The sequence below is a fragment of the Streptomyces sp. KLMMK genome (genome assembly GCF_036961605.1).
GTDB lineage: Bacteria > Actinomycetota > Actinomycetes > Streptomycetales > Streptomycetaceae > Streptomyces > Streptomyces telluris.
Genome location: NZ_JBAMDC010000035.1, coordinates 1 through 13,202, shown reverse-complemented (window position 1 = coordinate 13,202; position 13,202 = coordinate 1). Strand labels below are relative to the sequence as shown.

The following is a 13,202-nucleotide window of genomic DNA, read 5'->3' as shown; positions in this document are numbered from 1 at the left end:
GCCCGCACAGGACCCGAACAGGCCCCCAACAGGCCCCGAACAGGAACGTCACCCCCTCGCCCGCCGGCACCCGGCCGGATCACGACGACAGCCGCACGGGAATCTGCCGGACGAGCCGAGCGCGGCGACTCACCCGGCCCGGGCGCCGCTCAAGGCTGTTCAGCCCTCGTCGTCGGCCCGGGCTCTGCCGACTCCGGTATCCGGCGGTGCGGACGAGGAGTTCGCCCGGCCGGGCTCCGGCAGGGCGACAGCCCCGGCCCCCGGGCCCGCCGCTTCATCGGGTGCTCGGCCGCAGATTCGGGCCCTGTCCGGGGCGCTCTCTCCACACTGCACGCCCCTCCCGCCGGGAGGGGCTTTTTACTTCCCTCCCGCCCCGGCCCCCGGCGGGTCCCCCGTGGGTCCTGTTTCCGGACCCACTGGCGGAAAGCGTTCCTTGACGCGGGATTCGCGTCGGTAAATCGTGTGATCGCTGCGCTCGCGGGCGGGGAGCGGCGCAGGTCAGCGGGGCCTCCCCGCCTCTTCCCCGGCTCTTTCCCCGATCTTCCCGAACTTCCCGAACTTCCCGATCCCACCGCTTCACGGCCGCCCGGCCGCACCACTTGGAGGACACGCCTTGTCCGGCGAGCAGCATCTGTTAAAGGTCTACAGCGACCGTTCCTACGTGCACACCACCACCGTGCGGCACCAGGGCACCACGGTCGCCCTGGCCATGGACGACCGGCGGCGGCTCGTCTACTCGGTTCTCGATCTGGCGCAGCACGACGAGGCCAGGGGTGAGCTCGACGCGGCCTACTGGTCGGAGAACCCCCTGCCGCTGCCCTTCCCGTCGGAGATCACGGACGTGGGCTTCGCGGCCGTGGGCGCCACCGCGCTGCCCGCGGTCAAGCGCGGCGGCCGGGTGGAGGCCGCGGCCGGCGAGCGGCTGGGCGCGGACGAGACGGACCCGTTCCTGTCCACGACGGCCAGGCTCACCGCGCTCGCCCCCTTCCACGCGCTGTCCGACGGCACCCACATCGTGGTGCTGCGCCAGTCCGTGGGCGCCGGTCACCCCGACGCGGTCCACAAGCTGGCCGGCGGGGCGTCGTCCGGGGACCCGGACCGGGCGGACTACGTGAAGGACCGCGACGGCGCGAAGGTCCCGCTCGTCGCGGACACCCTGCTGTGCGACCGGTTCCTGCTGGTCGGCGGTGAGCTGAAGCCCGTACTGGAGGCCCGCTACCGGCGCAGCCGGCACAAGGACCGGCCGGATTCGGCCAAGGACAGCCTGGGCACGACGGACATGGAGGGGCGCCCCTTCCGCGAGCCGACCCAGGAGCTGTCGTTCGTACGGAACCTCTCCGGCGGGCGCTTCGCCGCGCTGCTGGTCCCCACCGCCGTGCACGGGCAGCAGCGCTGGCAGGTCTTCGCGCACAACGACGCCACCGGCCGTATCGACTCCTTCAACGTCGAGCAGGGCCGCGACGGGCTGTTCAACCTCCAGGGCACCCGGGCCTGGACGAGTCCCGACCCGGCCCACCGCGACGCCGTCTACGAACGCTCCCCCGGCACCTGCCCGTTCACCGGGCAGCCGCTGATACCCGTGATCAGCACGGAGGGGCACGCGGAGACCGCGCTGGCCTTCGGAGAGGGCGATGCGCACGTGCGCGTCGCCGAGGGGCCGGAGCTCGCAGGCCGCGACTTCACCGTCGAGTTCTGGGCGCGGCGCACGGCGCACGGCCGGCAGGAGTTCCTGGTCGGCCACGGGGACGAGTCGGGCACCCCGCTCAAGTCCCTGCACATCGGCTTCCGTCAGGACGACCGCTTCACCTTCGCGTTCTACGCCGACGACCTCAACGCCGACGGTCCGGTCACGGACACCTCCTGGCACCACTGGGCCTGCGTCTACGACCACACGGCCCGCCGGCAGGCCGTCTACCGCGACGGCGAGGAGGCCGGCAGCCGCACCACCGACAGCGACTACACGGGCACCGGCGCCCTCTTCCTGGGCCGCGCCCTCGCCCAGGGCGCCCGCGCCGAGCTGGACGAGGTGCGGATCTGGGACCGCGCCCGCACGCCCGACGAGCTCAAGCGCGACAAGGGTCTCCGCCTCATCGGCAACGACCCCGGTCTCGTCGCGTACTACCGCTTCGACGAGGGATCCGGCACCCGCCTGTACGACCAGACCGACCACGCCCGCCACGGCGAGCTCCTCGGCGGCCCGGAGTGGGTCACCTCCGAGGCGCCCGTCGGCGACCACCCGGGCGTCCGGCGCGACAGCTTCGCCGTGCCCGGCCGCGCGGTCGTCTCCGGCCTGTCCGCCGTCCTCTACCACCAGCAGGAGGACACGGCCGTCGGCTACGGGCAGGAGCCCAAGCCGGCCAAGCGCCAGGCTCGCGTGCTCCTGTCGTACGCCACCTCCGGGCCCGACCCGAAGACCGGTACGGCGACCGAGGAGGCGTACGCCGCCACCGTCGACTTCGGCGTCGGCCGGGACGGGCGGCTCGCCCAAGTGCCGGACGAGCTGGCGCTGCCGGTGCTGGCCGCGCCGGAGGCGAGCGGGGACGTCGAGGCGATCAGCCGGCTGGACGCGCAGGTGCGGGAGCTGGACCGGGAGGCCGCGGGCAAGGAGACGGAGATCGCGCGGCTGGCGCAGCAGACCGCGGACGCGCAGCAGGCGCGTGAGGAGCGCGACGCGCTCAAGAGCCGGCTGGACGCCAACCTGCTCGCCTGGTTCTGGCGCGTGCGGTTCAAGCAGCAGCGCGACGGCCAGGACCTCTACCTCGCGGTGTCGGGCCGGCTCAAGAACGACGCCCCGCTGATCAGGACCACCGACAAGAACGACGCGACCGCCGTGTGGCACTTCGTCGAGTACGGCGACACCCACGAGGGCCATCCGCTCTACTTCATGATGAACGAGGCCGGCGCCCTCGACGTGCACGTCCTCGACGAGCGGCGGGACAACGGCGCCGGGCTGGTCCTGTGGCGGCGCAACATCAGCGGCTGGAACAGCCACTTCACCGTCCGCGACCTCGGCGACGGCCACTCGGCCATCGTCAACCGCTACAGCGGCAAGGCGATCAGCGCCATCGACCGCATCGACCGCGACCGGGTGGTCCAGTACGACTACGGCACGGTCACCTCCAGCGGCGAGGCGGCGGTCGTCATGGAGCGGCTCCGGCCCCGCGGGTACGACTCCGAGGCCCAGAGCCAGCACGACCGCCTCGCGCTCGCCGAGGCCCGGCTGCGCGAGGCCGACGCCGGCCAGGAGAAGATCGGCCGGCTCCAGCGCGAGCTCGCCGTCGTCCAGGCCGAGCTGACCGCCAAGCGCGAGGAGCTCGCCCGCCTCACCGGCGGCCTCAAGGGCGCGGACGACATCGCGCTGCCGATGCCGCAGCTCTGCGTCGACCGGACCGGCCTCAGCTGCTCCGGCGCCCTGCTGGAGTTCGCCCGCGGCGCCGACCGCCCGTACCTGCTGGACAGCGCCACCGGCAGCGTCGTGCTGTACTTCCGGGGCGCCGACGGGCAGTTCTTCGCCACCTACTACGACACCCTCGTCTCCCGCGCCACCCGGCAGCTCGCGGGCCCCGACGGCACGGCGCTGACGTTCGCCGCCCGCGACGCGGGCACCGACCTCGCCGGCCTCAGCATCCGGATCATGGACGTCGGCGACGCCGGCACGTGCGAGATGACCGTCGAGCGCGGCGAGGAGTACGAGATCTGGCGCCGGCTGCCGCGCCGGGCCGCCGACTTCGCCGCCGCCGTCAACGGTGCGGCGGGCCGGGCGTACGACTACGCGCAGCAGGCCGGGAGCAACCGGCCCGGTGTGCCGCTGTCGGCCGGTTCCCGGCTCCTGGTCGTCGACCCCGGCCGGGCGCAGGAGGTGCCGCTCGGCGCCGTGCCCGACCTCGTCACCGGTCACGGCCCCCGCTGGCGCGCGGACAAGCCCGGCCGGGCGTACGCCTTCGACGGCCGGCAGAACGTCCTGGCCATGGACGCGCAGCTGGACCGCGCCGCCGCGACGGGCGACCTGACCCTGGAGGCGTGGGTCAACCCCGAGCGCGTGCCCGGCGCCGCCCGCGTCGTGCACGCCGGCACCGGCGACCACCCGTTCGCCCTCGGCCTGCTCGCCCCGCCCGCGCCGCCCGCGACCCCCGCCCTGTCCTTCGACGGCAAGAGCGGCCTCGCCGTCACGGACGCCCAGGTGCCGCTGTCCGGGAGCGACTTCACGGTCGAGTTCTGGGCGCGGCGGCCCGCGGCCCCTGACGGCCGCCAGCAGATCGTGGCCGGGCACGGCACGTCCCACGCCGCCGACAACTCCTCCCTGCACATCGGTTTCCGCGCGGACGGAGCCTTCACCTTCGCCTTCTACGGGGACGACCTCGACACGAAGGAGCAGTACACCGACACCGCCTGGCACCACTGGGCCTGCGTCTACACCACGGCCTCCCGCGAGCAGGTGATCTACCGGGACGGTGCGGAAGTGGCCCGGCGCACGGCGACGCGCGGCTACTGGGGGACCGGGCCCTTCAGCTTCGGCAGTTCCCACTCCGGATGGATCCCGGACTATGCCCGGGTCGAGATGGACGAGGTCCGGCTGTGGGGCACCGCCCGCACCGGGTCCGAGATCCGTGAGCGGATGGAGAAGCGGCTCACGGGCGACGAGACGGGCCTCCAGGGCTACTGGCCCTGTGCCGGAACGGCCACCGGGGCCGATGGGAAGCCGGTCGTCACCGACCGCTCGCCGCAGCACCGCACCGTCTCCCTCAAGGGCACGGTCACCACCGCCACCGCCCCCGAGGTGCTCACCGCCGGCGAGGCCCCCGGCTACCGCATCGTCGCCGCCGTGGGCGACCGCCTCACCGCCACCCGCGCCGCCTTCCCCCTGCGCGAGTGGACCCACCTGGCCGCCGCCTACGAGCAGTCGTGGGCGGTCGGGCTCGCCGACGGGGCGTACCTGGAGGTGCCCGACAACGATGCGCTCGACGTCACCGGCGACCTCACCGTCGAGGTGTTCTGCCGCGTCGACGCCCTCGGCACCCCGCAGGGCCTGCTCTCCAAGGGGCGTGCCGCCGACGGAGCGGGCGGCAGCGTCCCGTACCGGCTGCTCGTCCTGCCCGACGGGCGGCTGGAGTTCGGCTTCGAGGAGCCGGACGGGAAGCTGGTGCGGTTCGCCTCCACCGAGGCCCTCACCGCGGGAACGTTCCACCGGATCGCCGTCGTCCGCAAGGGCGGCCGGTCGATGCAGGAGCGCAAGGGCTCCAAGGAGATCACCGCGGCGGGCGCCGACGGCAAGCCCGTCAAGCAGACCGTGGAGCTCGTGGAGTCCGTCGACCTCCAGGAGTGGCAGGACGTCCGCTTCTTCGTCGACGGCCGCGAGGCCGGCACCGCCCGCTACGAGGGGCCCGGCCCCAAGGGCAACACCGGCACGCTCGACATCGGCCGCGCCCGGGACGGCCTGGAGACGCGCTCCTTCACCGGTGTCGTCTCCGAGGTGCGGCTGTGGGGCGTGGCCCGCGACGCGGCGCAGCTCGGCACGCCCGTCTCGGCGCGCGACCGCGGGCTGACGGCACACTGGCGTTTCGAGGAGAACGCGGGCAACACCGCGGCCGACAGCACCGGTTCGCACCCCGCACGGCTGCGCGGGGCCCGCTGGACGGCCAACCCCGACCCGCGCGGCAGCGTCTTCCGCCTCTACCGCAACGGCGTCTCGGTGGCCTGCGACCCGCTGGAGCCCGCCGCCGTCGCGGAGGCGGACTTCGCGGACTACGGGGACGCCCAGCTCTCCCTCGGCGCCCGGCTCAAGGACGGCAAGGCCGGGCAGCCCTTCCACGGCGTCCTGGAAGAGGTGCGGATCTGGCGGACCGCCCGCACCCAGGAACAGGTCCTGGACAACCTCTTCACCCGCCTCCGGGGCGAGAAGGAGGACCTGATCGCCTACTGGTCCTTCGACCGGGCCTCCACCGACGAGACGGCCGACCTCGTACGCGACGAGGGCCTGCGCGGGAACCACCTGGCGCTGCGCGCCGCCCCTGCCCGCCCCGCCGCCGTCCTGTCCACGGCCCCCGTCTCCAGCGACACCGCCCAGGTCCGCTCCGCGCTCGCCGCGATGCGCACGCCGTTCCACGAGACGGTCTCGGGCGCGCCGGCCGTCGCCGAGTACGCGGACATGCAGTACACCGTCAAGGGCGAGGCGTCCGGCGTCCTCAAGCGGGCGTACGGCTACCTGCGCGACGGCCGCTGGCACCTGGTCACCGGCTACAAGGTCGGCGACCTGGTCAGCGAGTGGGTGAGCCAGGTGCAGTTCGACCCGCAGCTGGTCGGCTACGTCGAGGGCGCCCCGCCGGTGCCCTCGGAGAACCTCACGCCCAACACGGTCGACCCCGACCGCGCGACCTACGACGGCGTCGCCTCGGTGGAGTTCACCGAGGCCGAGCAGGTCGTCCACTCGCTGTCGTCGGCCAAGGAGCGCAGCGTCGACGCCGCGTTCGGCTTCGCCCTCTCCAACGAGGTCGACGTCGACATGTGGATGATCGCCGCACCGCTGGGCTTCGGCGTGGCCAAGTCCGTGGCGAAGGCCAAGGTGTCGGTGGGCGTGCGCGGCAGCCTGGAGTTCTCCAACAGCTGGGCCGACGAGACGGCCGTCTCCCAGGGCGAGAACACCGCCCGCGCCATGAAGGTCGAGCTGTCGGGCAGCTGGGAGGACCCGCTCAAGCCCCTCAACCCCTCCCTGGGCCGCCGCTACGTCCCCGTCAACACCGGCTTCGCCCTGGTCCAGTCCCAGACCGCGGACGTCTTCGCGCTGCGGCTCGCGCACAGCGGCACCCTGGTCGCCTACCGCATCCAGCCCAACCCGGACATCCCCAAGGACTGGAACGTCGTCCCGTTCCCCCTCAACCCCCGCTACACCAAGCAGGGCACGCTCGACGGAACGATCGGCTACGACGAGCGCGGCAAGGTCCTCGACCCCGACTACGCGGGCGGCCGCGACCACGGCGAGTACAGCTACTACAAGCCGCGCGAGGCGTACGCGATCAAGCGGCGCATCCAGCGCGAGCAGCAGCGGCTGCACGGCTACTACGAGTCGGTCTCCACCGACACCCGCGCCCCGGACCCCACCGCCGAGCGCGCCGGACGGGTGCTGGGCGGCGCGATCGGCGGCGACACCTCGCCCGGCAAGGGGCGGGAGACCGCGGGCAGCTCCACCGGTGCGGGCTTCTCGCGCCGCGACCTGGTCAACACCTATGTCTGGACGGCGGACGGCGGCTTCTTCGCCGAGACGACGGAGACGGCCGACGCCGTCAGCGAGACGACCTCCGGCTCGTACTCGATGTCCGGCTCCGTGGGCGCCTCGGTGGGCACGTCCTTCGATGTGATGGGCATCGGGGTCAACGCGCAGCTCGACGCGTCGGTCGGCGGCGGCATGTCCGTCACCCGGGCGCGGGGCAAGGAGGCGACGCGCTCCTTCGGGCTGAGCGTCGCCTGCTCGCCGTCGGGCAACCTCCAGCAGTACGACGGCGACCGCAAGCCGGTCTTCGACGCCGACGGCAAGCCCGTCAACGCGCCCGGCAAGGTCGACGCGTACCGGTTCCTCAGCTTCTACCTCGGCGAGGACACCGAGCACTTCGACACGTTCTTCCACAAGGTCGTCGACCCGGCCTGGCTGGAGAACGGCGCCGACCCGAACGCGGCAGCGCTGCGGCAGGCCCGCCAGTCGGACCGCAAGCCGCCGTGCTGGCGCGTGATGCACCGCGTCACGTTCGTCAGCCGGCTGCTGCCGCCCGTCCCGGCCGGCGGCGCCGCCCCGCTGGAGCGGACGATGCGCCGGCTCGACGTGGAGAGCAACTACGAGCTCGTCCGGCGCCTCGACCCGTACGTCAAGGGCGCGGCCACCGGACGGGCCGAGCTCGCCGGGGCCGTGCGCAGCGCCCTCGCGGCGCACCTGCCGGAGCTGAGCCCGCACGCGGAGGAGGTGATCGGCTTCCTCGCGCAGTACTACGGCGTCGAGAGCTGATGCCGCAGGTGGCCGCGCCTCAGCGCAGGATTCCCTCCAGGAACTCGCTGCTGAGGCGCGCCACCGCCCTGACGTCCAGCTGGTAGAGGACGTAGCGGCCCCGGCGGCGGGCGGTGATCAGCCCGGCCTTCTTCAGCACCGACAGGTGCCGGGAGACCTCCGGCGCGCTGATGCCCAGGACGCCGGCCAGCTCCCCCGTCGTGTGCGCGGTGCGGGCCGTGCTGCGGCACATCTGCATCCGCACGGGGTGGGCCAGCGCTTCGAGGCGCAGCTTGAGCAGGTCGACCGAGGTGGGGGCGGGCAGTTCGTGCGAGCCGACCGGGTAGTGGACGACCGGGCGCCACGCGGGCCGGTGCAGGACCATCAGGTGCGGCCAGCCGAAGTGCGAGGGCACGAACGTCAGGCCGGGCCCCACGGCGGGATCCAGCGCCGTGGTCCTGCCGTCGGCGAGCTTGTCGACCCTGATGCGGGTGCCGCCGCCCTCCAGGACCAGGGCCGGGGAGACGTCGGCCAGGGCCTCGCGCAGCCCCTTGCGGCGCAGCAGCTCCGTCTTGTGCCGGGCGTCGGCGGCCAGGCGGGGCTCGACCCGCTGCCAGATGTCGGCGAAGAAGGCGTCGTCGCAGTCCTCGAACAGCCGCCGCACCCAGGCCCGTACGGAAGCGGGGTCCTTCAGCAGGCGCTCGGTGAACTCCACCTGCCGGGGGCCGCGGGCGGCGGCCTGCTCCAGCGCCCGGGTGCGCGCGGCCCGGTCGGTGAGCGGCGAGGTGCCGCCGCCCTCGTTGTAGAGGGCGAGGCAGGAGAACTCCAGGGCGGTGGTGACGAACTGCTCGTCGTCCAGCCGGTCCAGCAGGTCCAGTTCGTCGGCCAGGGTCGCCCCCGGGCTGACGGCGCCGCCGCGCAGCCCGGCAAAGGGCATGAAGAGGTCGGAGAACGTGGTGCGCCACAGGAAGTCGGCCTCCTGCAGGCGGTCGGCGAGGTCCGGCCGGAGCGCGGCGGCCGTGGCCGTGACCCAGCCCGCCAGCCCCGGGTGGTGGCCGGGCTCGGCCAGCGCGTGCAGGGCGAGGCACAACTCGCCTAGCGGCGAGGTCTCGAAGACGATCCGTTCCCGCGGCAGCCCTGCGATGTTTATGGTCACGCTCACGACGTCATGATGCCTGCTCGTTCACGGTGCCTGCTCGTTCGAAGGCGAGCAGACGCTGTTTGCGCGGGAGGCCGCCGCCGTAGCCGGTGAGGGAGCCGTTCGCGCCCACGACGCGGTGGCAGGGGACGATGATGCCGACGGGGTTCTTGCCGTTGGCCAGTCCCACGGCCCGGGCCGCGGCCGGGCGGCCGATGCGGGCGGCCAGCAGGCCGTAGGAGACGGTTTCGCCGTAGGGGATCTCCAGGAGGGCGTTCCATACGGTGCGCTGGAAGTCGGTCCCGGCCAGGGCGAGGGGGAGGTCGAACGCGGTGCGGCTGCCGGCGAAGTACTCCTCCAGCTGTGCGCGTACGCGGGCGAACGGGTCCGGGTCGGGCTCGCCGAACGTCTCCTGGGGTGGCCGGTGGCGCTGGCCCTCCATGTAGAGGCCGGAGAGCCTGCCGCCGGTGGCCACCAGGGTCAGGGGGCCGTACGGGCTGTCCATCACGGTGTGGGTGCGGTCGGGCACGGTGTTCCTATCGGGCGGGGCGGTCAGGGTTCCTGGCGGGCGGGGCGGTCAGGCCGGAAGGCGGTTGATGGCGTGGTCGCCGGTCGCCCACAGGTGCTGGACGGCGTACGCGCGCCACGGCTGCCAGGCCCGAGACCTGCGGGTGAGGGCCGCGGGGGTGGTGGGCAGCCCCAGGGCGCCGGCGGCCAGGCGGACGCCGAGGTCGGTGGCGGTGAAGGCGTCCGGGTCGCCGAGGGCGCGCATGGCGATCGTCCCGACGGTCCAGGGGCCGATGCCGGGCAGTGCGGCGAGCTGCTCGCGGGCCCGCTGCCAGTCGCTGCCGGGGCCGAGGTCGAGCTCCGCGGAGGCCAGGGCGGCGGCGAGGGCGGTGAACGTGCGGCGGCGGGTGCGGGGCATGGCGAGTGTCTCCGGGTCGAGCGCGGCCAGGTCCCCGGGCGCCGGGAACAGGTGGGTCAGGCCGCCCTCCGGGTCCTCGACGGGCGTGCCGTGGGCGGTGACCAGGCGGGCGGCGAGGGTGCGGGCCGACGCCGTGGACACCTGCTGGCCGAGCACCGCGCGCAGGGCGAACTCCGCGGGGTCCACGGTGTGCGGCACCCTGCGGCCGGGGGCGCGTTCCACGAGCGGGGCCAGCAGCGGGTCCTGGGCGAGGAGGCCGTCGACGGCCTCAGGGTCGGCGTCGAGGTCCAGGAGGCGGCGGCAGCGGCTGACCGCGGCGGCCAGGTCACGCAGGTCGGTCAGGGCCAGCCGGCAGCCGATGTGCCCGTCCGCCGGGCGGAGGGTGGCGACGCCGTGCCCGTTCGGCAGCCGCATCGTGCAGCGGTAGGCGCCCTCCCGCCACTCCTCGGTGCCCGGCACGCCGGTGGCTGCCAGGTGCCCGAACAGGTTGTCCGGGAAGAGCGGCGCGCGGTAGGGCAGGCGCAGGGAGACCGTGCCGGTCGTCGCCGGCCCCGGGCGGGTACGGCCGGCGGCGCGGGCCCGCAGCTCGCTCGGGGAGAGCCCGAAGACCTCCCGCACGGTGTCGTTGAAGGCGCGGATGCTGGCGAACCCGGCGGCGAACGCCACCTCCCCCATCGGCAGCGGCGTCGTCTCGATCAGCAGCCGCGCCGTCTGCGCCCGCTGGGCCCGGGCCAGGGCGAGCGGACCGGCGCCCAGCTCGGCGACGAGCTGCCGCTCGATCTGGCGGGTGCTGTACCCCAGCCGCTCCCCCAGGCCGGGCACCCCTTCCCGGTCCACGACCCCGTCGGCGATCAGGCGCATGGCCCTGGCGGCCAGGTCGGCCCGCTCGTTCCAGCGCGGCGAGCCCGGGCTCGCGTCGGGACGGCAGCGCTTGCAGGCGCGGAAGCCGGCCTGCTGCGCGGCGGCCGCGCTCGGGTAGAAGGTCATGTTCTGCGGCTTGGGCGGCACCACGGGGCAGCTCGGCCTGCAGTAGATCCGCGTGGTCGTCACCGCGGTGAAGAACCACCCGTCGAAGCGGGCGTCCTTGGACTGTACGGCCCGGACGCACCGGTCCACGTCGTTGTGCATGCCGCCAGTATTGGCGGACCGCCCGCCCTCGATCTCGCGGAAATCCGACATCTGCGTCGGCCGGCCCCGGAGGGGACGGGCGTGGCGCCCGCGACGGGATCGGGGCGCCACACCGCGGCGGCGGCCCGGGGCGGGGGCACCCCGGGGACCGCCCTTCGTCTCCTAGTGTCCGTACCCGCCGTGCCCGTACCCGCCGTGGCCGCCGTGGCCGCCGTGCCCACCGGAGGCGTTGACGCAGACGTTGCCGGACGCGGGGTTCAGCAGGCCGACGATGTTGATCGAGTTGCCGCAGAGGTTGATCGGGATGTGGATCGGGACCTGGATGACGTTGCCCGAGATGACGCCCGGGGAACCGGCGGCCACGCCCTTGGCGCCCGCGTCGGCCAGCGCGTGGCCGGTCAGACCCGCGAGCGCCGCACCGAGGGTGGCGGTCAGGGCAGCCGTTTTGACGATTCGTGACATGGGGGAGACACCTTTGCTGCTTGGTCTTGCTCGGTCGAACTGGGGGGCGCCCGACCGGTAAGGGCCGGGGTGTGCTTTTCAACGCCCGGTGCCCGCAAAGGTTTCGTACGTGGTGCGGATGGGTGACCGCCTTTCTCCCCCGGCGTCCCGCCCTTTCCACGGCCCCGTCCATGCATACGCCACACAGGAATCCGCGGTAATTCCCGGGCGGAATTCCCCGTACGGCGCAGCGCTTTTCACCCCCGCTCCGCCGCCATCCGCACGGCGAAGGCCGTCAGCTCCTCGCACCACCCGTCGGCCAGCCGCGAGGAGGCCGCGGTCCGCGACGCCCGGTCCACCAGCTCGCGGATGAGGCGCTCGGCGATGCCGCGCTCCTCGCGCTCCAGAAGGATCTCCCGCAGCAGCTCCGCGTCCCAGTCGTACTCCGGGCCGCCGTCGAGGAAGCCGCGCAGCCGCCACGCGGCGTGCAGCGAGCGGGCGTAGGCGTCGTAGGCGGTGTCGAGGTCGCTCCGGCCGGCGAGCGCGGCGCCCAGCCGGAGCGGGTGCCGCAGGGCGTACCAGCCCGCCGTGCAGCCCCGGTCGCAGCCCGATATGCACCGCCCGGGCCACGGGTCGTCGAGGTATTCGGCGGCCATCGCCTCGTGCGCGTAGGTGCCGATCACGCGCTCGGTGCGCATGTCGTCCCAGATCTGCCACGCGGCGGCGGGCAGGCGCGCGGCGAGCCGGTCGCCGAGCGAGAGGGCGAGGTCGCCGGCGAGGGTGGCGGTGGAGTCGCCGAAGCGCCGGGCCTCGCCGGCCCAGCCGTTGCGCTCGTGCTCGGCGGCGCGGCTGACGTGCAGCGTGGGGATGCCGCGGCGCAGTGCGGCGTTGTCGCGCACGTCGCTGCGGATGAGGGTGCAGGTGTCGAGGAGTTCGAGGGCGGCGGCGGCCTCGACGGCCTCGGACGCCTCCGGGTCGCCGCCCGCCGCGAGATAGCCGGTGAGGAGGATGACCGGGCGGACCCGGTCGGCCCCCACGGCGACGAGTTCGGCGAGGGACTCCACGATGCCGGCGCCCCGCGCGTCGGCGGTGCGCCAGCGCCGGTGTTCGTCGTTGAGGAGGCCGCGCAGCCGTTTCTCGACCTGGTCGAGCATCCCGGCGCGCTGGATCTGGGGAACCGGCTCCCGGGGCGCCACCGCGCGGGGCAGCTGGGGTTGGGTCGTCATCGTGTGCCTCCCTGGATCGGTTTCGGTCCTGCGACCGACCCTGCCGGGCGGGCGCCCCGCCCGGGGGCGGAGCCTGACCGGCCAGAAGACTGCCCACGGGAACGCTCGGGAAGCGACGGTTTCCTGCCATACCGGAATGCGCCGTCCCTCCTGCTTCATGGCGCTCTCGACCGCCCGGCCGGCCGGTCGGGGCAGGCTCAGAAGGCGGCTTGCGGCCCGTGCGCGCGTACGAGGGTGGCTCGCGTGTGGCTCATAATCGGCTGTCGCCGCACGGCCGTCCTGGGCCGTTGCCCCGGCCACCGGTCGTATCATCCTCCGATTAGCCCGTGTGACCTGCACCGAAGCCGTCCCCCGGACCGTCGCCATCAGGCCAGT

The 13,202-nt window shown here is 74.0% G+C and carries 6 protein-coding genes; 1 reads left to right on the top strand and 5 read right to left on the bottom strand.

Going from position 1 to position 13,202, the window contains the following annotated elements:
- Positions 1-613 precede the first annotated feature (613 nt).
- Positions 614-7,990: a LamG domain-containing protein gene (locus V7793_RS09525; RefSeq protein ID WP_336004286.1), complete on the top strand. Its 7,377-nt coding sequence runs from the start codon at positions 614-616 to the stop codon at positions 7,988-7,990.
- A 19-nt stretch (positions 7,991-8,009) separates the two neighbouring features.
- On the opposite strand, the gene V7793_RS09520 is transcribed toward V7793_RS09525, so the two are convergent.
- The 5 genes from V7793_RS09520 to V7793_RS09500 form a co-directional block, all read right to left on the bottom strand.
- The gene (locus V7793_RS09520) at positions 8,010-9,125 is read right to left on the bottom strand and encodes a DUF5937 family protein (protein ID WP_336004357.1); all 1,116 of its coding nucleotides are present in this window, start codon (positions 9,123-9,125) and stop codon (positions 8,010-8,012) included.
- Between the two features lie 10 nt (positions 9,126-9,135).
- Positions 9,136-9,612, bottom strand: a complete 477-nt coding sequence (locus V7793_RS09515) for a methylated-DNA--[protein]-cysteine S-methyltransferase (protein WP_336004355.1) — start codon at positions 9,610-9,612, stop codon at positions 9,136-9,138.
- A 72-nt stretch (positions 9,613-9,684) separates the two neighbouring features.
- The gene (locus tag V7793_RS09510; RefSeq protein ID WP_336004283.1) at positions 9,685-11,160 is read right to left on the bottom strand and encodes an AlkA N-terminal domain-containing protein; all 1,476 of its coding nucleotides are present in this window, start codon (positions 11,158-11,160) and stop codon (positions 9,685-9,687) included.
- 162 nt (positions 11,161-11,322) lie between these two features.
- On the bottom strand, positions 11,323-11,622 hold the full coding sequence (locus V7793_RS09505; protein ID WP_336004280.1) for a chaplin: 300 nt from the start codon (positions 11,620-11,622) through the stop codon (positions 11,323-11,325).
- A gap of 236 nt (positions 11,623-11,858) precedes the next feature.
- Entirely contained in the window at positions 11,859-12,827 is a 969-nt protein-coding gene (locus tag V7793_RS09500; RefSeq protein ID WP_336004278.1) for a polyprenyl synthetase family protein, read from the bottom strand.
- Between the last annotated feature and the right edge of the window lie 375 nt (positions 12,828-13,202).